The following is a 21882-nucleotide window of genomic DNA, read 5'->3' on the forward strand; positions in this document are numbered from 1 at the left end:
AGGCCGAGGAGGCTGAAGGTCATAAGGATACAGGACGGGGGATGAGCAAGCACGGCGCGCTGAGCGATCAGCTCGAACTTTGGGAGGCGGTCTACCGGCAGAGTCCGCTGCGGGACGACACCATCTTCCGCAGCATCTCCGGGCGGGAGATCAAGCCCCTCTACACGCCGCTGGACGTGCTGGACGGCGGCGGGGGCGCCGACGGCGCCGACGGGGCGCGGGGCTACCTGGAGCGGCTGGGGGCGCCGGGCGAGTTCCCGTTCACGCGGGGTCCGTATCATTCGATGTATCGGACGAAGCTGTGGACGATGCGGCTGTTCTCGGGTTTCGCCACCGCGCACGAGACGAACGAGCGCTACAAGTACCTCCTCGAGCGCGGGCAGACCGGGCTCTCCGTGGCGTTCGACTTTCCCACCCTCATGGGATACGACTCCGATGATCGCCGGTCCGAGGGAGAGGTGGGGAAGTGCGGCGTCGCGATCTCGAGCCTCGCCGACATGGAGACGCTGTTCGACGGCATCCCGCTCGACAAGGTGTCCGTGTCGATGACGATCAACGGCCCGGCCCTCATGCTGTACGCGTTCCTGCTCGTGACGGCGGAGAAGCAGGGGGTGCCGCTGGACCGGGTCCGCGGCACGATCCAGAACGACATCCTCAAGGAGTACCAGGCGCAGCACGCGTGGATCTTCCCTCCGGAGCCGGCGCTCAAGATCATCGCCGACATCTTCGAGTGGTCGGCGGACGAGGCGCCGCGCTTCAACACGATCTCCATCTCCGGCTATCACATCCGGGAGGCGGGGGCCACCGCCTCCCAGGAACTCGCCTACACGCTCAAGAACGGCTTCACGTACGTGGAGCGGGGGATCGAGCGCGGGCTGGACGTGGACAGCTTCGCGCCGCGGCTCTCCTTCTTCTGGGACGTGCACAACGACTTCTTCGAGGAGATCGCGAAGTTCAGGGCCGGCCGGCGGATCTGGGCGCGGCACATGCGGGACGTGTACGGAGCCCGGAACCCCCGGAGTCTCCGGCTGCGGACTCACGCGCAGACCGCCGGCGTGTCGCTCACCGCGCAGCAGCCGCAGAACAACATCGTGCGCGTCGCGTACCAGGCGATGGCGGCCGTGCTCGGCGGCACCCAGTCGCTGCACACGAACGCGATGGACGAGACGCTCGCGCTCCCCACGGAGGAAGCGGCGAAGATCGCCCTCCGCACGCAGCAGATCCTCGCCTACGAGACCGGCGTCCCCCATACGATCGATCCGCTCGCGGGCTCCTACTACCTGGAGTCGCTCACCGACGAACTCGAAGCGGAGGCGGAGGAGATCTTCCGCGAGATCGACGACATCGGCGGCGTCGTGTACGGGATCGAGTCCGGCTATTTCCAGGCACAGATCGCGGCGTCGGCGCGCCGGTTCCAGGATGAGGTGGAGCAGGGGACCCAGACGATCGTCGGGGTGAACCGGTTCCAGGACGCGGAGGAGCCTCCGCTTGAGATTCTGAGGATCGGGGAGGAGGCGGCGGCCATCCAGGAGGCGCGGCTGGCGGAGCTTCGGGGGCGTCGGGATTCGGAGGATGTCCACCGCCGCCTCGAAGCACTGGGAATGGCCGCGCGCGCGGACGACAACCTGCTGCCGCCGCTGCTGGACGCGGTGCGGGCCTACGCCACGCTGGGCGAGATCCGGATCGTACTCGAGAAGGTGTACGGCCGCTTCAAGGAGCCGGTGGCCTTCTAGAATGCACTGGCTGCACGCCGGTCCCCCGCGGGTCGAGGGCCGCGGGGATCTCGATTTCTCGCGCGCCGTGCTCGAGAAGCTGTACAGCTATCCCCTCAAGCGGCGGTCCATCGCGTACCTGCTCTGGCTCGTGGCGGGGTTCTTCGGGGGACACCGCCTCTACCTCGACCGCACGGGGACGGGCCTCCTCATGTTCTTCACGGGCGGAGGCGCGGTCGTGTGGTGGCTGGTGGACATCTTCCTCATCCACCGCATGGTGCGGAAGTTCAACGAGGACCAGGCGCGACGGAAGGCGGAGGGACTGGCCCCGCGCCAGCTCGCCTTCATGCCGGCCAAGGGAGAGACGCTTCCGCCCGAGCCGTTCTGGGCCGCCAAACGCGGGACCCGAGTCCGCCTGTTCGCCGACTCCTTCGTGATGATGCTGGCCGGGGGGTCGATGGGCGCGTTTGCGAGCGGGACGGGGGTCTACGAACCGATCATCGCGGCCCTCGCGCTCATCGCGATCACGCTGCTGGGGACCCGGTGGGACGTGCTCTCCGATCTGCCGGTCCTGCGGGGGTTCGATCGCTGGGCCCACCGGCTGCGACTCTTCTACTACACGAACGATCCCGGCGGGGCGCTGTCGCTCGCCTTCCGCCAGGTGCTCGCGGTCTTCGCGATCTTCCGCCAGCGACGGCGGACCGAGGCCAAGCTCTACCTGCAGCTGGGCGCGTGGTTCACGATCATCTTCACGACCTTCGACATCATCGAGGCGCTGGGGATCGGCGGCGGCGGCTTCAACCCGGGCTCCCTGATGCTGGACTTCGTCCAGACGTTCTTCGCCACCTACGCCTTCGCCGCCCCGATCGGGGCGATCCTCAACAAGCACATCCTCCTGCAGCGCAGCGACCGGGTGATCTGGGTGCTGAGCGGGATCGCCGTGGTGTTCATCCTCATCGGCGTCTTCTGACCAGCGGTGACGATTCTTCGGTCGGGAGCGTCATGAGGCTGAAGATGCAGAGCTGCTCACGGATCATTCACGCCTGGACGAGAGGACTCCGATGATGCGCAGAATCGTCGTGTCGCTCCTGCCGCTGCTTGTCGCCGCTCCACTGATGGGACAAACCATGGTGGGGATCAGAGCGGGGTTGAGCCGGTCTACGGTTTCGCACGAGGCTTTCCCGGACCTGGGCCTGGACACCCACCGCACGGGGTTCACCGCAGGGGTCGATGTGGGTCTTCCCGTCTCGAATGCGCTTGAGGTTCGTGTCGGAGGGGCGTACGTGCAAAAGGGTCTCAGCGTGGAGGAAAGCATCGGGCGGGTCGGTCTCGAGATGGACTATCTTCAATTGTCGGCCCTGGCGAGAGTGGGGACGTCGCGAGAGGGACCGCTATCGCTCGGCGTGCTGCTGGGCCCGTGGACGGCCTTTCACCTTTCCTGCGATGCGAGCGTCAGTCTCGACATCCCGGAATTCGGCTCGATAAATGAATCGGGATCGTGCGGGGACGGAGCGAAGTCGATGGATTTCGGGATCGCGGCCGGCGGCGGCGCGGAACTGGCGGTTTCGGAAAGCCTCAGGCTGGCCCTCGATGTGGTGTACTCGATTGCCCTCTCGGACTTCGCCGAGGGCGGGGGCGCGGGCAAGCACCGGAACCTGGCGGTTCAGGCCGGGGTCGTGATTCCGTTCGGAGGCTGAGGACGCCGGGCAGCCGGCAGCCCCGGGGTGACGGCACGAGAACCCTCGGGGGCGTCAGCGGATCCTGGCGCCCGATGGGACGACCCGGGTGCGGCATCGGGATGTCGTGGCGGTACGGTGGCTCGTCTTTGACCGGTCGGGCGCGATGATCGCGGAAGTGAAGTGAAGGCGCCCGACGATGTGCTCGTGCACCATGTGGGTCCCGAACACGTCTGGGGCGTTCGGGAAGATCCCCTCCGTATCCCTTGGGTCTACCGCTACCGGCTCCGGCGGGGGCGTGAACGGCAGGCCGTGAGGCTCGTGTGCGACCAGGACTACGATTCCAGGCTTCGATCCAACTCGGCGGCTTGGGCCCATCCATGGACCGATCAAGAGAGGTACGAAGGTCGAGCGACAAGGAGCGCGCCAACTGCACTGGATACTCGGCGTATTCGTCCGCGTGGGCTGCCGCAGTAATGAGCTGGCATGCGGCCCGCACGCTCACGACGAAGTTGAAGCCCCATCGAACGTTTGCGTCCTCTATGGGCTGACTGGGCCTCTCGAGTACCATAGTCATGGTCTCATAGAAGCCCTCCGCTTCCGGAGCGGCGATTCCGACAGCAGCGGCCAGGCTCTTCGCCAACGCGGGCAGCTTATCTGGCGCCGTTGCATTTGTAACGCGCCAAATGTGCCCCACAAGGGTTGGGTGTCGGCTCACACTCGGTCTGTAATCCCGGGGATTCCTAATCCGATTGAGCGTCGATTCGGTACCTGACAGCAAGTCCTCGAACGACTCCAGCCCATCGCTGCCCGATCGCAGACGATCGTAGAGGGCGTTCACTCTCCGATGATCCTGCGCATGACTAGTGTCATGTCACACGTGATATGTCGTAAGGATCGTGATAGACTTCTTGCCGGTTCACGATGGCTGGGAGGCTGGCATGAAACGGTATTCGGTGGAGTTGGAAGCGGGGGAGCGCGAGGCGTTGGCGGCGATGACACGCAAGGGTTCGCATCGTTCGCGGAAGGTGATCAACGCGCTGGTTCTGCTCAATTGCGACGAGGGCGAGTTCAACGAGCGGCGCACGACCGGCGGGGCGATCGCCGGGGTGTTGCGGATCAGCGCGCGCAGGGTGGACCGGGTCAAGAAGCGGTTTGTGGAGGACGGTCTGGATGCGGCGCTTGGGGGCCGGCAGGGTCGTCGCGCGAAATACCTTCGCAAGGCGGACGGCGAATTCGAGGCGCGGCTGGTCGCGCTCAGTTGCGGCGATCCGCCCGAGGGGCGCGCGCAGTGGTCGCTGCGCCTGTTGGCGGACCGCGCGGTGGAACTTGGCTATATCGACAGCGTCTCGCACGAGACGGTGCGGCGGGTGCTAAAAAAAACGCCCTCAAACCGTGGCGGCGCGTCGGCTGGGTGATCCCGCCGCGGCGCAATGCCGACTTCGCGGCGGGCATGGAGCGGGTGCTCGACGTCTACCGGCGTCCGTACGATGCGAACTTCCCGGTGGTGTGCATGGACGAGACGCCGCGCCAGCTGATCGGCGAGACGCGCACGCCCGTCCCGCCGGCACCGGGGCGGGCGGCCCGCGAAGACTACGAGTACCGGCGCCTCGGCACCTGCAACGTGTTCATGGCCACCGAACCACTGGCCGGCCGACGCCAGACCAAGGTGACCGAGCGCAGGACCAAAACCGACTGGGCCCGCTTCCTGCGCGACATCGCCGCGCAGTACCCCGACGCCACCCGAATCACGCTGGTGATGGACAACCTCAACACGCACCGCCCCGGCGCGCTCTACGAAACCTTCGAACCCGCCGAGGCCAAGGCGCTTTGGGATCGCTTCGAGTTCGTCCATACTCCCAAGCACGGCAGTTGGCTGAATGTCGCCGAGGTCGAACTCAACGTCATGATCCGCCAATGCCTCAATCGCCGCATCGACTCCATCGACACCCTACGCGCCGAAGTCGCCGCCTGGCAGGCGGCCAGAGACCGAATCCAAGCCAAGGTCAACTGGCAATTCACCACGGACGACGCACGTGTCAAGCTCAAGCGCCTCTATCCGACGTTTGATGTGTGACGTGACACTAGTCCGCAGGACCCTAACCAGCGTGCGATCCAGTTCGAAGACCAATCGTCTCAAGTCTGCCACCTGGACTTCGCCCGCGCTGAGCGCCACCCGCGTCGACCACGTAAGATCATCGATCGTGGCCGTAACGGATGTTGATGCCCGAACAGGGAACCAATCCGGCAGCACGACTGGCGACGACGTGCTATCCAACTCCAGTTCCCGGCGCGCGATCAATACCACGTCCAGCCAGCCCTCCGCCCGAATCCGTTCCGCAAAATCCGGACGAACTAACTGGGTTTTTGCGCTCTCAAGCACTCGTAGGAGGTCATGCGCGACTGCGTTCGGGTCGACGACCCCCCCGATTCGAACGACGACAGGGCAGAGCGGCAGGTCGGCGCTTAGCTCGAGCAGTCCTTGTGCGAACTCGTCGCGGTCCCCTCCGGAGGCGACCCAGTAGAAGCAGAGCTCACCGCGCCGCGTGTCAGAGCGCTTGGCCACCTCCGCCAGGACATGCCGGGGGCGCATCCCCCTACGCCAGTGCCGGGCGAACCGATGCCGCGAGTCGGCCCAGGGTCCGCACCTTCACAGAGACTTCCGCGTCCGTATACGACAGGAAATTCGCCTGAGTCGCGGTACGCAACATCTCGTTGGTCTCCGGCAGCATGCCGGGAGCGGGAATCTTCTCCATGAGATCGGGCAAGTCGTCGCGCCGAATGGCGAATCTCCCCGAGTCAGCCTGAGCGATCTGTCGGACAAGCCAGTAAGCCGTGTACAGCCAGCGGTTGTGGCGGTAGCTGTTCTCGCCCATCGCCGCCTTCGCAGTTTCACGGAAGAAGTCGTAGTGGCGGCCGAGGCTCACCTGCTCAGGGCCCAGCTTCTCGGCCTGGAATTGTGCGAAGTCTCCATCGTCGAGGGTGATCCCTCTGGCCGGACGCTTCTGCTCGATCAGCCAATCCACCAATGCGCAGAGGACATTCACGGTCAAAAAGGGATGGCCGGCCGTCTCCGTGTGGAGGGCGTCGACGAAGCCGGTGTCGACGCTGATCTGATCCCTCAGCACCTTATCCACGAGTTGGGAAAACTCCCCGGTCTTCAGATGGTGCTCGAACAAGGGGAATGGATCCTGCTTCACGTAGGGCGCGAGTTGATTCTGGTCCATTAAGATAAAATGTGCGCCCGGCTGCTGACCCAGCAGCACCAGCAGGTTGTCGCGCGCGAACTCGACCATCTGATTGAGGAGCGGCTGGGCCACCGTATAGCGAATCGCGGGCTCCGACTCCGCGACCGAGCGAAGATGGCCGAACAGAGTCTCATATTCATCGATGACCAACACCGTACGATCCGCCCGATCCACGGATAGCGGCGCGCAGTCGCGGACGACCGATTCAACGAAAGTCGCTTTCGGCTGAGTTCTGGTTTCTATTGCCTCACGCACCCCATCGTAGAAGACCCGTCCATTGGTCGTCTGCTCCGTTCCGCACGTCTGCGGAACGATCACCGATCCTCCTGGCGTGGTGTCCAGGTCGAAGCAGGCCGTCGTTTTGCCGCTACGCCGCACGCTGCACCACAGCCGAACGCCATTCTTGCGGTCGAATCGAGCTAGGACGTTGCGGACGCTGGTGCGCCGGACGTGGTAGAACGGCGATTTCCCCGGTGTATGGAGCGGAAACTCGCTCGCAACATTGTAGGTGATCGATCTCGCCCCCTCGATCTTGCTGCGAAGCTTGTAGATGCGTCTAGCAAGCAGTTCCGTGGCGCGCTCGGCCAATTCGGAGCGATCCGAATCACCGAGGTCAATCACGATGCCATCGAACCGATCGCTGGTTCGGACGCGGTGGGCAACATCCGGCTTTAGACCGAACTTCCGCGTGAATCGGGGCCGCTGCAGGCCGTAACTCGTTAACGGGGAACCGCATACGCGGCTTCATGCGCGGTTCTCGGTACCCATGTAGCGTAAGATGCATAGCGTTGCCACGATGTGTTGTATGCGTTATGTTTATGTCCATGTACGTCGAGCGCGTCCCCAACCGGAACTCCCCGCCCGCCGTCCTTCTGCGCGAGTCCTACCGCGAGGGCGGCAAGGTCAGGAAGCGCACGCTGGCCAACCTCTCGAAGTGGCCCGACGAACTCGTCGAGGGGCTCCGCATCCTCCTGAAGGGGGGCGTCGCGCTTCCCTCGATGGACGACGCGTTCGAGATCCTTCGCTCCCGGCCCCACGGCCACGTCGCCGCCGTCCTGGGCACCCTTCGCGCCCTGGGGCTCGAGAAGCTGCTGGACCGCCGTCCGTCCCGGGAGCGGGCGCTCGCCGTCGCCATGATCGTCGCCCGCGTCCTCGACCCCCGCTCGAAGCTGGCCACCGCGCGCTCGCTTGGCGGGGAGACCATGAGCCACACGCTGGGCGGGGAGCTCGGCGTCGGGGACGCGGACGCGGACGAGCTGTACCGGGCCATGGACTGGCTGCTGAGGCGCCGGGACCGCATCGAGCGGCATCTGGCGGGGAGACGCCTGGCGGACGGCTCGCTGGTGCTGTGCGACGTGACCTCGACCTACTTCGAGGGCCGCAAGTGTCCGCTCGCCAGGCGGGGCTACTCCCGCGACGGCAAACGCGGCAAGCTCCAGATCGTGTTCGCGCTGCTGTGCGACGGAGAGGGGTGTCCGGTGGCCGTCGAGGTGTTCGAGGGCAACACCGCCGATCCGGGTGTCGTCGGCGCGCAGGTGGCGAAGCTGCGCGAGCGCTTCTCCCTGTCCCGGATCGTCTTGGTCGGCGACCGGGGGCTCATCACCGGCGCCCGCATCCGGGAGGAGCTGCGGCCCGCGGGGCTGGGGTGGATCACCGCCCTGCGCGCCGACGCGATCCGCAAGCTCGCCGGCGGCGGCGACCTCCAGCTGTCGCTCTTCGACGAGCGGAACCTCGCCGAGATCGAGTCGCCCGACTATCCCGGGGAGCGGCTGGTCGCGTGCCGCAACCCGCTCCTGGCCGCCGAGCGCGCCCGCAAGCGCGAGGAACTCCTCGAGGCCACCGAACGCGAGCTGGAGAAGGTCGCCGCGGCCACGCGGCGCGAGCGGAGCCCGCTCACCGACCCCGAGAAGATCGCCGTGCGCGCCGACCGCGCCCTGCGATCCCGCAAGGTCGGCAAGCACTTCGACACCGAGGTCGCCGGGGACGGCCGCTTCGCGTACGCGCGCAACGAGGAGCGCATCGCCGCCGAGGCGGCCCTGGACGGCATCTACGTCATCCGCACCAACGTGCCCGCCGACGAACTGCCGGCCGGGGACGTGGTCCGCTCCTACAAGAGCCTCAGCCGCGTGGAGCGCGCCTTCCGAAGCTTCAAGAGCGTCGACCTCAAGGTCCGTCCCGTCCACCACCGCCTCGAGGGGCGCGTGCGGGCCCACGTCTTCCTCTGCATGCTCGCCTATTACGTCGAGTGGCACATGAGACGCGCCCTCGCCCCGCTGCTCTTCGACGACGACGACCCCGACGCCGCCGAGGCCCAACGCGCCTCGCCCGTCGCGCCCGCGAGACCCTCGCCCGCCGCGCGCGCCAAGGCCGCCCGCAAGCGCACTCCCGAGGGGCTGCCCGTCCACAGCTTCCGGACACTCCTGGCCGACCTCGCCACCCTCACCAAAAACCGCGTCCGACCCGTCGCGCCCGGAGCCCCGGCCGCCGACATCCTCGCCCGTCCCACCCCCCTTCAGGCCGAGGCCTTCCGGCTCCTCGGCGTCAAACCGTGACCCGTACCCAGTAGCACCCACCCCCGAAATCGAGTCATGTGACCACGTCGCAACAACTTGCCGCGTTCCGGGCTGCGGAAGTTCGGTTTAGAGGCGCCATCACGACGGCGAAGCGGCGAGCGGCGGCATCGTCTAGGTCGCGTTCTGAGACGAAGGCTTCAGCGAGGTGAGCACGGGCGTAGATCACCCGGTCAGATCCCCACGCAGAGGGTGAACGCACACCGACGTCCAAGCGTCTGTGCTCCCATGAGAACTGACCAAAGAGTGGGAGTGGAAAATAGGTTTCGCGCGGCCGGGACATCAGGGAATCAAGACAATCAAAGAGCGGCAACGCCGCCGTTCCGAGGCCGACCTTCAAGGAACCTTCGGGTAGCTGAGTGACGATGTCTTCGATCGCGTCGGTAGAAAGAAAGGCGAGTTGGTACGCCCAGCGGTTGGGAAATCTCGCCAGGAGGGTTGCACCGTCGATATCTCCGAGGCGGAGGGAAGCGTATCCTCGCAGAATACCCCTGATGCTGGCCGACAGGAGGGAGCGAAGCGACGATGTCTCCTCGCGAGTGTGGCTGTAGCTCGCTCGTTGTAGGTAGTAGTCGAGAGGCAGGTCGAGCAGGCTGGCCAACCCCCCGATGGACTTTTGCGTCAAGATGTCTTGGGTCAGGCCCCGTTGCTGGCCGTACTTGTACCCTTGGGTGAAGATGGCTCGCGTGTGTTCCTCCAGTTGCCGCTGGATGGAATGAGCGGCTTCGCCGGCCAACTCCGACTGAAGTAGTGGAAGGTAGCAGTTGAAGTGGTGGCTTAGGGATTGGGTGTATGAGGTTGCCCACTGAAAGATGTGTTTCTCGCCGAGCGTTCTCAGTGCGCCCTTGAAGTTGCTATCCGTAGCGTCGATTTGGAAATAGAGGTCTTCCGCCACGGCGGGCCGTTCTCTCACCATGGCATCGGTGAGCCCGGCGTCGTTGGCGGGCTGAACGCCCGTTCTCTCGTCAAAGAGTTGCTGGAGTTCGAGGTGACGCTTCGGCTGAAATCTATCGATCCGTGCCTGGAGATCGACCCGCCATTCTTCCAACACCGGTCGGCTCATATTGCGGATGAGGTCGGTGAGGGCGCGTTGCGGCTCCGCGCCGTGCCCAAGGGCCAGCTCGGCGTCGATTCGGCCAAGGGTTTCGTAGATGCTCACTTATCTTCGGCTATTTCATGGAGTGCGGTTAGGTACGGGAAGAAACGTGCGACCTGACGCGACTCCGCGCGCGGCCTCGGCCCAGCTGTGTCTGGCACCGATATCACGGGCCGGTCTCAATCCGGTCTCAACGGAGCGCGTGCGCAGGCTCAGGGCACCAGAACCCTCGGCGGCGTCAGCAGATCCTCGAGCCGGAAGACCTCGCCGTCCTTGATCACGATTCTCGCGCGGCGGAGGTCCTCGATGTTCTCCAGCGGGTTGCCTTCGACGATGAGGATGTCGGCGAGCGCCCCGCCGGTGAGAGTTCCGATTTCTCCTTCCATAGCGAGGGCTTCGGCGGCGACGGAGGTCGCGGTCCGCAGGGCTTCGACCTCGGTGAGGCCGCCCCAGACGTAGTTCTCGACCTCGGCGATGAGGGCGGCGCCGAAGGGGATGATGGGGGAGTCGGTGCCGGCCACGACGCGGCCTCCGCCCCGGACGACGCGGGTCACGGTTCGGCCGGCGTCGGCGAGCATGTCGTCGATGCCGCTGGCTCGGCCTCGCGCGGCGGCGCGGGTGGCCATGGCCTCGGCCATTCCCTCGGGGAAGACGGCCTCGAAGCGCGGGTCGGTCGTCCAGGATGGATCCTCTCCGACGGACTTCCACCAGCCGCCCATGAGAGCCATGGTCGGGGTGATCGTCATGCCCGAGGCGGTGAGGAGCTGGATCACGTCGTCGTAGGTGCGGTACATCGCCGTCACCTTGGGCGAGTAGCCGCGGCGGCTCGTGCCGGAGATGTGTTCGACGTGGTCCGCCCCGTGCGCGACGGCGGGGTAGATCTCGTGGCTCGAAACGGGGATGCCGATGGAATGGGCGAAGTCGATGATCCGGCGCTGGATGAGGTCCGGCAGGCGGACGTAGGTCTTGATGAGGGAATAGCGCAGGTGCTCGGCGCGGTCGAGTTCCAGCTCGAGATTCCCGTTGGGGCCCAGCGATCCGGCGCCCGAGTAGTAGATCCGGTTGCCGTCCATCGTCCGGCCCGTGGCGAACTCGCGGGGTCCGATGCGGCGGCCGGAGTCGATGGACTCGCGGCGCTCCGCGATCTCGTAGGGGTCGGAGGTCGGGTCGCGGATCGTCGTGACGCCGTAGGCGAGGAAGGTGCGGCCGAGCGCCTCGCCCATCCCGTAGCCCATGTGCGAGTGCATGTCGACGAGGCCGGGGAGGACGGTGTGCTCGCCGGCGTCCACGACCTCGCCACCATTGGCCGCCCCCGCCTCGTGGGTGGCGTCGCTGTGGGGGACGACGGAGGAGATGCGGTTGCCCTCGACGATGAGGTCGACGTCCTCGGCCACGTCGTCGGAGACCCCGTCCCAGGCGCGGGCCGCGTGGACGACGACCGAGCCCTCCCGCGCGGGGCGCCGCCACTCGATCTGCACCGAAATCTCCTCGGAGCGTCCGTCGTCGAGGTGGTAGCGGCGGAGGCCGCGGGTCGTCTGATAGATGATCGAGCGGGAGTCGCCCGTCCAGGAGATCGCGTCCGTGTGGTGGTTGTTGAGCCGCAGCGGCGGGCCGCTCGGGGCCCCGTCCGCGTCTACTTCGACCAGCCACAGCACGCCTTCGCTGGCGTACGCCATGCGCCGTCCGTCCGGCGACCACACCGGGCCGTCCAGCACCCGCACGCCCATGTTCCTGTGCTCGGTGGCCGTGACCCGGCGCGTCTCGCCCCCGTCGAGCGGCTGGAGGAGGATCTCGTTTCGCCCCTCCCGGAAGCGCGTCGAGTACTGGGAGAGGACGGACATGGCGACCGTCGTCCCGTCCGGGGAGAACGAAGGGCGGCTGGGGGCGAAGAGGTCGTCGCGGATCGTCGTGACGTCGCCCGTGGCGAGATCCACCATCTGCACGGCGCTCGACAGACCCATGACGGAGGTGAAGACGAGCCGGTCGCCGGCGGGGGAGAACACCGGCGCGATCTCGCCGCCCGGGGCGGTGGTGGCCCGGCGCTCGGCGCCCGTGTCCATGTCGCGTATCCAGATGTCGAGCGAGCCCGCCCGGTCGGAGGCGTAGGCGAGCCTCGAGCCGTCGCGCGACCACGAGGGCAGCACGTCGACGAAGGGATCGTCCGTCAGTCGGCGCGGCGTCGCGTCACCGGCGCTGCCGGACGCGCCGGATTCCAGGTCGAGCAGCCACAGGTCGCCCAGCGCGGTGAAGGCGACGTGTCGACCGTCGGGGGAGACGGCCGGAGCGACGATCCCGAGCACGGGTTCCGGCCCGGCCTCGTCGAACGAACGCGGCGTCCGCTCGTAGTCCGGTCGCGTGAACTCGAAGGTGGCCTCGAAGGGGATGTCGGAACTCCCGCTCCCGTCCACCGCCGCCATCCGGATCACGCCGTCCGAGGTGTAGACTACCTCATCTCCCGACACCCAGTGGGGACGGAAGGGGAAGACATCGGCGTTGTCCGCGCTGAGGCGCCGCGGCGGGGAGTTCGGGCCCGACTCGAGCGCCGCCACGTACAGTCCCGTCTCCCCGCGGCCCACGGCGGCGTAGGCGATGTGCCCTCCATCGGGGCTCCAGGCAGGGGAGACCGCGCCCGGGATCGCGGCAACGACCTGCCCCGAGCCATCGGTTCCCCTGACGACGATGGCTCCACCGTCCCGGCTCGAGGCGTAGGCGAGCGCGTCGCCATCGTGCGACCACTGCGGAGTGAACTCGTGGCTCGGGGCGTCCGTCACCTGGCTCGTGACGCCGCGGCCGAGATCCAGCGTCCAGATGTCGTAGTTCCCCGACCGGTCCGAGGCGAAGACGATCGATCCGCCATCGGGGGAGTAGGCCGGTTCCCGTTCGTCGTACGGACCGAAGGTGTGCTGCACCGGGTCCGAGCCGTCGGGCCGGATCGACCAGATGTGCCAGCGCCCGTCCCGGAAGGACTGGAAGACGATGCGGCTCCCGTCCGGGGCCCACTGCGGCTGCCGAGCGTCGTAGTACATGTCCGTGATCGCGCGTGCCTCGCCGCCCCCGGCGTCCATCACCCACAGCGTGCCCTGGAGGTCGAGCACCATCCGGCTTCCGTCGGGGGAGACGGTCGCGGCCATGTTCGTGCCCTCGGACACGGTGACGCGAACGTCACGATCCTGGGCATGCGCCGCTGCGGGCAGGAGTAACAGCGCCGCCAGCGGGGTGAGCGCGCTGAACGAACGACGGCGGCGGGGCACCGGTACGTGCGACATGGGGGTCATCTCCGTTCTCTGGGCGTGGAGGGTAATGCGCCACGTCCGTTACCCCTCGGCAAGACCAACGCGAGCGTGAAGCGGAGGGTGCGGTGGTGGGCTGAGTCCGTGCGAACTTACTGGAGCACCGAAAAGATGAATTCCAGAACAAAGACGAAGAGCAGGAACTCCTGGAGGCCCCGTAACAACCTGGCAGCATCCACACGGGGCCAGGCTTCGCTCAACGTCGGCCCGCTCGACGAGAACCTGTCGATTTGCCTCATGTCACCTTGTCGCCGGGCGCTTCCGCAACCTTGGCATCCACGACGCCGATGCCCGTTCGGTCAGCGCAGTTCAAGCGGAATGTCCGCAGAGCCAGGTCCCGAGGCAAGGACATCCCCCTTGGGGGATGGGTTGCTATGTGGCGTCCGAGAGACGCCGATAGTGGCGCATGCGCGCGGCGTAGGCGAAGCCGAAGAAGTATCTGCGCAGGCCGTCCGCCGAGCCGGGCGGGACGTCGGGATCGAAGAAAAGGCGGCAGAACTCCTCGCGGGCCCGCAGGACCTCTTGGCAGCGGTGGCCGTGCCAGCGGTGATCCGCGGCCGTCAGGTCGAACAGTTCCAGCGCCCGCGCGAGGGCGCCCTCGAAGCGGCCCGTTCGCCCGCTCTCGTGGGCCCGAATGGCGCGCTCCACCTCGCTGCCCACGTTTCCGAGTTGTTCGACCAGATCGAGCTTGGCCCAGCCGCCCTCTGCGGCCCGCCTGTGCAGGGGGCTTCCCATTACGCGCGCTTCCCCGGCGGCTATTCGGCGATGACGAGGGACTCGACCAGGGCGCGAATGCGCTCGCGCGTCCGCTCGTCGTCGACGCCGCGGGAGCGGTTCCCCAGCCCGGGCCGAATGTTGATCAGCGAATCGAACTCGATCCAGCCCGGTCCCTCTTCATCCAGATACAGGTTGATTCCCCAGAGGTCCTGCTGACGGGAGCCGTGCTCGAGGAGGAGCGCCTCATCGTCCGCGTGCAGGTCTCCCCCAACCGCCATGATGCCCCGTGATACGTCGACCACCCCCTTGATCCAGTCGCCGAACTGGGCCTCGGCCATGGCCGTGAGGTCGGCGCGGGAGATGGATTGCGAGATGATTCGTCCCGCCGTCAAGGCGTCGCCTCCTGGAAAAGTGGTAAGCGGAGCAGGTGTGAGCGGTGGAGAAGGCAACGTAATCGCCGTCCCCTCGACCCGCACCGCGGGCTCTTGACGGGCTGACCGGGGCGGGCTCGACCCGTCCTTCGCGGTCTGCGACACCGGCCGGCGCGGATGCCGGCGGCCTCGACATCGAGTGGCAGGCCACGGAAGCAGAGGTCGTGGACACCGGCCTCGCTCGTGCAGTTCCACTTCCACCTGCCGAGCGAACACACGGTCGACGGGGCCGCCTCCCCGATGGAGGTGCACTTCGTGCATGCGGCCGAGGAGGGAGACCTCGCCGTGAATCGGCGTCTTCATGCAGGCAGGCGATGCCGACCCGACGATCCAGAGCCTCTGGGAGGCGATTCCCGGCCCGGATGAGTCGCCCGCCGCGGTCGGCGCGCTCGATCCGGGCACGCTGCTTCCCGGGGGACGCGGCTACTTCCGGTACCAGGGCTCGCTCACCACGCCGCCCTGTTCGTCTTCGCGGCACTGTATCCGATGAACGCGCGCCCCGTGCAGCCCCTAACGGGCGAGACCTCGCGCTGCACCCGTGAGGTGACCCGCGAGAGTGGCGTCGTCTAGCTGCGCGTAACAAGGACATTGGTGACCGGTGGCCTCCACGAGGCGCGGGAAGGGGGTACGCCGCTCCGTTGTCGGCCATGAGCTGGCCGATCTTCGCCCCATGGCCGGATCGTCCTCATGACGAGCGCGACCCGAGGTCTGCCTGTGGGTGGTTGCTGGAAGTCCCTGTGAAGCCTTATGCCAATTGAAAATCAGACTTTCAATTGGCATAGGACGACACAGAGGCACCGACACCCCCATGATTGATCGAGATCTCGCGCCGTTGCTCAGGCGGGCCGTGGCGACCAGACCCGTTGTGACGCGCACGGGGCCGAGGCAGCGTGAGGCAACCATCCTGAAATCCAGAGCTAGCGACCGAGTGTTCTCCCGCCGCGGCGGGGGTCGGACCAGCCCGTCCAGGATCCGTCGGGCAGCGCCATGATCAGCTGCACGTCGCCGGACATGCCGCCGGTGAAGTAGGCGTCGGGCGGGCCCGGGTCGCGCTCGCGGACGGTGTGGCCCAGCGCCTCCAGCGCGCCCGCGGTGGCTGGCCCGAGTCCCCCGTATTCGTGGAAGACGAGGTCGGGGAGGTGCTGGTGGTGCACCCGCGGGGCGTGGACCGCCTGCACGACGTTCATTCCGTGGTCGACGACGTTGAAGATGGACTGCAGCACGGTGGTGATGATCGTGGCGCCGCCGGGGGTTCCGGTGACGAGGAAGAGGCCGCCGTCCGGGTCCTCGACGATCGTGGGGCTCATGGCCGACAGCATGCGCTTGCCGGGGCCGATCGCGTTCCGCTCGCCCTGAACGAGGCCGAACTGGTTCGGGGTGCCCGGCTTGGCGGCGAAGTCGTCCATCGTGTTGTTGAGGAAGAAGCCCGCGCCCTCCACGACGACCTTGCCGCCGTACCACGAGTTGATGCTGGTCGTGACCGCGACCGCGTTCCCCTCGCCGTCGACGACCGAGTAGTGGGTCGTGTGACTCTCGTCGAGGAAGGCGTCGATCCCGGGCGCGACCTCGGCGGAGGGTGTCGCCCGCTCCGTGGAGATCGTGGCCGCGCGGCTGTCCGCGTACGCCTCCGAGAGGAACTCCTCGACGGGAAGCTCCACGAAGTCCGGATCGGCGAGGTACTCATTGCGGTCGGCGTAGGCGCGCCGGAAGGACTCGGCCATCACATGGATCGTCTCGGGACTGTTCCACCCCATCGCGCCGAGGTCCCACCGCTCCAGGATGTTGGCGATGGCGGCCATCGCGAGGCCGCCCGAAGACGGCGGCGGCATCGAATGCACCGTGTGGCCGCGGTAGTCGAAGGCCACCGGTTCGCGCCACACCGTTTGGTAGCCGTCGAGATCTTCCAGCGTGATGATACCGCCGCCGCGCTCCATCTCCGCCGCGATCAAGGCGGCGGTCTCCCCACGGTAGAAGTCGTCGGGTCCCTGGTCGCGGAGGCGCGTGAGGACGCCGGCAAGCTCCGGCTGGGAGAAGGTGTCGCCGATGGCGGGGACGGCGTCCGCGGGGAGGAAGATGCGCGCGCTCCGGGGGAAGGCGCGGATCCCCTCCTGAGCCGCGTCGAGCGTCGAGACCAGGCGCGTGGTGACCTGGAAGCCGTTCGCGAGATCGACGGCGGGCTGCACGACGTCGGTCCACTCGAGCGTGCCGAAGCGCTGGTGCGCCTCCCACAGCCCCGACACCGTCCCGGGCACGCCCGCCGCCAGGTGGCCCCGCACTGAGAGGTCGGTCACGTTCCCGTCCTCGTCGAGATACATGTTGCGGGTGGCCGCCAAGGGCGCCTTCTCACGGTGGTCCTGCGCGAAGACGGTGCCGTCGGCGAGGCGGATCATCATGAACCCGCCGCCTCCCAGGTTGCCGGCCTCCGGGTTCACGACGGCGAGCGCCAAGCCGGTGGCGACGGCCGCGTCGACCGCGTTGCCACCGGCCGCGAGGATCTCCACGCCGACGCGCGACGCGTATGCGTCGGTCGAGGCGACCATGCCCTCGGTGGCCGAGACGGGGGCGTCTTCGGCGGCGAAGGGCCACCCTTCGGGGAAGGCACCACCCGCCTCGACGAAGGCGCTGGCCGTGGTGCTCGCGCCGCCGCCCGCCGCTCCGCCTTCGGTGCTGTCGGACTGGCAGCCGCCGACCCCGAGGACCAGGAGCGCGAGGGCTGCACCGAACGAGAGCAGGGCCCCGCCACGGAAAGCCGGCCAGCCTGGCCGTCCGGTATCGACTCTGCGTGCATCTTGCATCTTGAAGTGACCCCCCAGGAGTTGGACGCCCGCCCTCCGGCTCTCCCGATCAGCGGTATTCGACGAACTCGTCAACCGGCATGCCGACATCGCGGGCGATGCGACGAAGCAGGATAGGTGACACGTCGCGGCCTCCGTGGACCGGTACGGTGGTCGCGCGGCCATCGGGATGCCGAAACCGCTTGTGAGACCCGCGTTGCCGCACTTCCTTTGAAGCCGAGCGTGGTGAGGATCGCGATGACTTGACGCGGTTTGAGGACGGGGACCGGCGGCACCCGACGCTAGGTCACGACTACGGTCTGAGTACCGACATACTCGCCCGCGAACGCAGGCGGTCCCTCATCCAGAAGCAGAGCGATCACTTCCTTGAGGTTGCCGTTCAACTCCTCAAGCGTCTCGCCCTGGCTATGCGCCCCCGGGAAGCCGGGAACGTAGCCGACGTAAAGGCCCGTATCCGGGCAGCGCTCCACGACGGCAGTATAGGTTTTCATCGACCGAAACCCCTGTCCTTAATGGTACATGCCATTCTAGCCGCCCCCGCGCGCGGCGGCCAACGCACGGGGCGAGTGATGCCTTCCCCGATCAGGTTTCCGATCTGAGCCGGTCGCCCATTTCGAGAGTGTGAATCATGACGCCAAGAACACTTCGCACCGTCGCTGGGACGGCTCGGAAGGACGTCGGGCAATTGAGTCGAGGCGGCCACGCCGGGCGCCGAGTCGAGTCGGAGGCGGCGTTTGTCGAACTGGACGCGCTCAACTGGCTGCCCGAATGGGTCGGCCTGAACCAGGCGGATCCCGAAGAGTTCGAGCGCCGGATTCGAGAGGCGACCCGGGGACGGCGCTGGGTCGTCGCGGGCTCGTATGAGAAGTTCTCCCGGCGGATCCTTTGGCCGCGCCTCGATACCGTCGTGTGACTCGATCTGCCGCTGCGGCTCCTCGTCTGGCGCCTGCTTCGCCGCTCGTGGCACCGCTGGCGATCCCGGGAACTGGTCTGGGGAACGAACCAGGAGCGGTTCTGGTCCGAGCTCAGGATCTGGCGGAAGAATGATTCGCTGCTCGGCTGGACGATCACGCAGCATGCTCGGAAGCGACGCAATATGATCGCGTCCCTTCCCGATCCACGCTGGGCTCACATTCGGTTCGTGCGCCTCACCTCCCCCCGCGGGGTCGCGGCCTTCGCCGCGTCCGTGGAGCGCATACCCCGGGCCCTGGATCACGGCAACCAGAAGGAACACCATGACGGCGGGCTGAAGCTCGGGGCAACGCGCTCCCCGAAGTGTTCGTGTATTTTTCGTCGCACTGGACCGGGATCGCGGAGAAGCATGGGAACTCGGCCAGGCAGGGGCCGCTGACCCTGGCCGGTCGGCTCAGCGTCGCCAGCCCCCGGGGTCCGGAAGGCCACGGCTGAAGAGCGCCTCGAGGCCCGGCTCCGGCGATATGGCATCTGTCGCTACCCTGCCCCCGGCCAGGGCGGCGGGCGGCAGCTCGCGCAGGAAGCCCCGCACCTGCCCGGTCCGCGGGTTGCGCAGAATAACCATGGGCCGGTCCGTGTCTCCGTCCAGAGTGGCGCTGCCGCCCGGCCCGGAGAGCATAACGGACGCAAGCCGGCGCTCCCAGCCCGCCTGCACGGGCAGCGCGAAGGCGAAGGATCGCCCGTCCCCGTCGGAGACCTCCGGCATGTCGAAGCTCAGTGCGAACAGCACCTCACCGTCGCTGGTCCGACCGGATATCTCGAACTCGCCGCCGCCGGGCTCCGGCAGCGCCGGTGGAGCCTCAACCACGAACGCGGGTTCGAGGAAGAGCCGCCCGGCCGCGTCGGTGCCCCCCCACAAGAGGAGCGAGCGGGAAACGCCGCCATCCACAGAGGAGGAGGCCTCCGCCTCGGAAAAACGGTGCCCGCTGATCCAGCGGGGATTGCAGTAGGACATCAGGTCGCGATACGTCGGCGGAACGAGGCTGCCGCCGTCCCGGAAATCGTACCCCCAGCTCCCGATCGATCCATCCACCTTAGCCTCGGCGTCGTCGGGGGAGGCGGTGCGAGCCGAGTCGTAGCGGGCCATGGCGCGCTCGAAGCGAATCGCGTCGACATCCGCAGCCGCGTCCGAGATCAGTTCGGCATGCGACCGCGCGTCGGCGCAGCCAGCAAGGAGCGTCAGACTTACCCAGGGTACAACCAGGTGATGTCGCATCAACTTCACTCCCGGCAATGTGCCCATGTTGTCACGTTGCCGTGACCTACGAGTCCCCAGAGCGGGGGGGGTTCGCCCAGCGCAGCTCCGGGAAGGGCGAACAGTCCAGTCGAGCTTGCTTCCGCATTTGCCGGATGGTACGACTAAATGTAAAATAGGCTTATGGTTCAGCGTCCCATGTGGCTGGAGAGAATCCGGCGAGCGTGGGCCGAAAGGCCCTTGGTGTGGCTGTCCGGGGTGCGACGGGTCGGGAAGACGACCCTCGCCCGGATGGTGCCGGATGCCGTCTACCTGAACTGCGATCTTCCTTCCACCGTCCGGAGACTCGACGACCCCGAACTCTTCCTCGGCGGGCTCACACCGGGAACTGTCCTCGTCGTGGACGAGGCACACCGTCTGCCGGATCCCAGCCTTCTCCTCAAGATCGCGGCCGACGAGGACCCAACGCTCAAGATCCTGGCCACGGGATCGTCCACGCTCGCGGCCACCGGGAAGTTCCGGGATTCGCTGGCCGGCCGGAAGCTGGCGGTCCACCTGTGCCCGGTGCTGTGGGAGGAGTGCGCCGAACCGTTCGCGCGCGCGGATTTCGATCACCGGCTGCTCCACGGCGGGCTGCCGGAACCGCTGCTGGCGGAGACGAAGTCGGCGCGGTTGTGCGCGGAGTGGATCGACAGCTTCTACGCCCGGGACATCCTGGAACTGTTCCGCGTTCGCAACCGCCAGGGGTTCCTGGCGCTGTTTCGACTTCTGCTGAGGTGGAGCGGGGGACAGGTCGACTACAGTCGTCTCTCCCGCCTCACGGAGCTGAGCCGACCGACCGTCAAGACGTACGTCGAAGCGCTGCGGATTGCGCACGCCGTCCATCTCCTCCGTCCCTTCCGCGGCGGAGGCGGCGGCGAGATCGTGAGCCGCCCCAAGTGCTACGCCTTCGACACCGGCTTCGTCACGTTCGAGCGTGGCTGGAGCAGGATCAGGGAGGAGGACCGGGGCGTGCTGTGGGAGCACCTCGTCCTGGACTCTCTCCGGTTCCGCTATCTGGACGACGACATCTTCTACTGGCGCGACAAGTCGGGCAGGGAAGTCGACTTCGTGGTGCGCCGCGAGGACGGTCGCCTGGATGCGTTCGAATGCAAGATCAACGCGGACCACGTCACGCGAACCGCCATCGCGGCCCTGAGACGGCGTTATCCCCTGGGCCGCAACTACGTGGTCGTCCCGGTGGCCAGGGAACCCTACCTCATCCGCCGCGGCGGCTCGGAGTTCACCGTGTGCGGAACCCGTGACCTTCCCGCGAGCCGGACGACAGCCTGAGGAGATGTATTTCCTGGCCGGACTGTCATGGGCTCCCGGGGCCTGGGAGTACAGGATTTCTGCGGCCGCACTCGTCCTCCAATCGGATTCTTCACTCAGAATAGGCGGGGAAGTGTCGGCAGCGCGCAGGTTCTTTCAGGGGCCGCAGGCTGGAAGGGTTGTTGGGTTTGGGGGCCACGGTATACCGAACCGACACGATGCCCAACGAGGAGACGGGCATCGGCCTGGCGCCGCTGTTGATCGCCGCCGGCGACCTGTCGATCACGCGCAGTCTCCGCCTCAGGTTGGAGTACCGAGGCGTGTACGGGATCTTCCCGTCGATGCTTGCGGGGATATCGCTCGGTTCGAGGTCTCGCTAAGCCGCCTCCGCGTTGACGATCTTCCCGGCCTGGCAGGAGCCGCCGAAGGCGATCGCGTCGACGCAGGCGGCGCGAGTCGTCGATCCTCTGCTGCCCTCATCGTCTCACGCTCATCGACGCGGTAACCGGCCAACAGGGATCCCGGCCGGTCCGCCCTGCGGGCCCTCTCCGCCCGTACCGCTTCCATAGTGTCGCAGCCGTACCACACAATACGACTCGTTATCATATATTATACGTCACTATCCATACACTCTTGCTTCTTTCGCTCCATCAATCGGCGCTGCACATTTGAAGTGCATCGATGGGGAGTGCGAGCTGATCTGGCGGCGCTCGTTCCGCACCGCGGCCGAGGCGCGGCGGGAGGTGTTCGGCTTCATCGAAGGCTTCTACATCACGCGCGAGCTTCACCCGGCCCTCGGCTACGAGTCGCCGGCCAACTACGAGAGGAACCATGCAGCCTGAGGCGCACCGGAGGTGTCCGCCCGGAAC

At 67.0% G+C, this 21882-nt stretch carries 20 protein-coding genes; 11 read left to right on the plus strand and 9 right to left on the minus strand.

What is annotated here, in order from left to right:
• The first annotated feature begins 41 nt into the window (after positions 1-41).
• From ACOQPP_RS00800 to ACOQPP_RS00815, 4 genes are all read left to right on the plus strand, one after another.
• Positions 42-1733: an acyl-CoA mutase large subunit family protein gene (locus tag ACOQPP_RS00800; protein WP_420635649.1), complete on the plus strand. Its 1692-nt coding sequence runs from the start codon at positions 42-44 to the stop codon at positions 1731-1733.
• 1 nt (position 1734) lies between these two features.
• A complete protein-coding gene (locus ACOQPP_RS00805; protein WP_420635650.1) occupies positions 1735-2682 on the plus strand; it encodes a TM2 domain-containing protein in 948 nt (315 codons plus the stop codon).
• A gap of 91 nt (positions 2683-2773) precedes the next feature.
• Entirely contained in the window at positions 2774-3409 is a 636-nt protein-coding gene (locus ACOQPP_RS00810) for a porin family protein (protein WP_420635651.1), read from the plus strand.
• A 920-nt stretch (positions 3410-4329) separates the two neighbouring features.
• A protein-coding gene (locus tag ACOQPP_RS00815) for an IS630 family transposase (protein WP_419165592.1) occupies positions 4330-5465 on the plus strand; the annotation gives its coding sequence in 2 pieces (ribosomal slippage) (positions 4330-4762 and positions 4762-5465; 1137 coding nt in all).
• Positions 5466-5985: 520 nt separating this feature from the next.
• Here the strand turns inward: ACOQPP_RS00815 and ACOQPP_RS00820 are convergent.
• Positions 5986-7257 (minus strand): hypothetical protein, encoded by a 1272-nt coding sequence (locus ACOQPP_RS00820; RefSeq protein ID WP_420635652.1) that lies wholly within the window; start codon positions 7255-7257, stop codon positions 5986-5988.
• 203 nt (positions 7258-7460) lie between these two features.
• Here ACOQPP_RS00820 and ACOQPP_RS00825 point away from each other — a divergent pair, with 203 nt between their 5' ends.
• Complete coding sequence (locus ACOQPP_RS00825; protein WP_419164016.1) at positions 7461-9188, plus strand: IS1634 family transposase; 1728 nt, start codon at positions 7461-7463, stop codon at positions 9186-9188.
• Between the two features lie 34 nt (positions 9189-9222).
• Here the strand turns inward: ACOQPP_RS00825 and ACOQPP_RS00830 are convergent, their stop codons facing one another.
• The 4 genes from ACOQPP_RS00830 to ACOQPP_RS00845 form a co-directional block, all read right to left on the minus strand.
• Positions 9223-10365: a hypothetical protein gene (locus ACOQPP_RS00830; protein WP_420635653.1), complete on the minus strand. Its 1143-nt coding sequence runs from the start codon at positions 10363-10365 to the stop codon at positions 9223-9225.
• A 149-nt stretch (positions 10366-10514) separates the two neighbouring features.
• Positions 10515-13568 (minus strand): amidohydrolase family protein, encoded by a 3054-nt coding sequence (locus ACOQPP_RS00835; protein WP_420635654.1) that lies wholly within the window; start codon positions 13566-13568, stop codon positions 10515-10517.
• Between the two features lie 396 nt (positions 13569-13964).
• Entirely contained in the window at positions 13965-14327 is a 363-nt protein-coding gene (locus tag ACOQPP_RS00840; protein ID WP_419164341.1) for a hypothetical protein, read from the minus strand.
• 20 nt (positions 14328-14347) lie between these two features.
• A complete protein-coding gene (locus ACOQPP_RS00845) occupies positions 14348-14701 on the minus strand; it encodes a DUF5674 family protein (RefSeq protein ID WP_419164342.1) in 354 nt (117 codons plus the stop codon).
• 156 nt (positions 14702-14857) lie between these two features.
• On the opposite strand from ACOQPP_RS00845, the gene ACOQPP_RS00850 reads away from it, so the two are divergent.
• Positions 14858-15106 (plus strand): carbonic anhydrase family protein, encoded by a 249-nt coding sequence (locus ACOQPP_RS00850; RefSeq protein ID WP_420635655.1) that lies wholly within the window; start codon positions 14858-14860, stop codon positions 15104-15106.
• Positions 15042-15230: a carbonic anhydrase family protein gene (locus tag ACOQPP_RS00855; protein ID WP_420635656.1), complete on the plus strand. Its 189-nt coding sequence runs from the start codon at positions 15042-15044 to the stop codon at positions 15228-15230. Before ACOQPP_RS00850 ends, ACOQPP_RS00855 begins: the two co-directional genes overlap by 65 nt.
• Before the next feature lie 427 nt (positions 15231-15657).
• Here ACOQPP_RS00855 and ggt read toward each other — a convergent pair whose 3' ends face one another.
• The 3 genes from ggt to ACOQPP_RS00870 form a co-directional block, all read right to left on the minus strand.
• Complete coding sequence (ggt, locus tag ACOQPP_RS00860; protein WP_420635657.1) at positions 15658-17535, minus strand: gamma-glutamyltransferase; 1878 nt, start codon at positions 17533-17535, stop codon at positions 15658-15660.
• Positions 17536-17584: 49 nt separating this feature from the next.
• Positions 17585-17740, minus strand: a complete 156-nt coding sequence (locus ACOQPP_RS00865) for a type II toxin-antitoxin system HicA family toxin (RefSeq protein WP_419164345.1) — start codon at positions 17738-17740, stop codon at positions 17585-17587.
• A 76-nt stretch (positions 17741-17816) separates the two neighbouring features.
• Complete coding sequence (locus tag ACOQPP_RS00870; RefSeq protein ID WP_419164346.1) at positions 17817-18026, minus strand: type II toxin-antitoxin system HicB family antitoxin; 210 nt, start codon at positions 18024-18026, stop codon at positions 17817-17819.
• 194 nt (positions 18027-18220) lie between these two features.
• On the opposite strand from ACOQPP_RS00870, the gene ACOQPP_RS00875 reads away from it, so the two are divergent.
• Positions 18221-18448: a hypothetical protein gene (locus tag ACOQPP_RS00875; protein WP_419164347.1), complete on the plus strand. Its 228-nt coding sequence runs from the start codon at positions 18221-18223 to the stop codon at positions 18446-18448.
• 453 nt (positions 18449-18901) lie between these two features.
• Here the strand turns inward: ACOQPP_RS00875 and ACOQPP_RS00880 are convergent, their stop codons facing one another.
• Positions 18902-19723 carry a hypothetical protein gene (locus tag ACOQPP_RS00880; protein WP_419164348.1) on the minus strand — a complete coding sequence of 274 codons (822 nt, stop codon included), beginning with the start codon at positions 19721-19723 and terminating at the stop codon, positions 18902-18904.
• Between the two features lie 177 nt (positions 19724-19900).
• Here ACOQPP_RS00880 and ACOQPP_RS00885 point away from each other — a divergent pair, with 177 nt between their 5' ends.
• The 3 genes from ACOQPP_RS00885 to ACOQPP_RS00895 all read left to right on the plus strand — a co-directional run bounded on the left by ACOQPP_RS00885 (position 19901) and on the right by ACOQPP_RS00895 (position 21855).
• On the plus strand, positions 19901-21034 hold the full coding sequence (locus ACOQPP_RS00885; protein WP_420635658.1) for an ATP-binding protein: 1134 nt from the start codon (positions 19901-19903) through the stop codon (positions 21032-21034).
• Between the two features lie 161 nt (positions 21035-21195).
• Positions 21196-21393 (plus strand): hypothetical protein, encoded by a 198-nt coding sequence (locus tag ACOQPP_RS00890; protein WP_420635659.1) that lies wholly within the window; start codon positions 21196-21198, stop codon positions 21391-21393.
• Positions 21394-21681: 288 nt separating this feature from the next.
• Positions 21682-21855 carry a hypothetical protein gene (locus ACOQPP_RS00895; protein WP_419164350.1) on the plus strand — a complete coding sequence of 58 codons (174 nt, stop codon included), beginning with the start codon at positions 21682-21684 and terminating at the stop codon, positions 21853-21855.
• Positions 21856-21882 lie beyond the last annotated feature (27 nt).

The sequence above is a fragment of the Candidatus Palauibacter sp. genome, assembly GCF_965222475.1.
Classification (GTDB): domain Bacteria; phylum Gemmatimonadota; class Gemmatimonadetes; order Palauibacterales; family Palauibacteraceae; genus Palauibacter.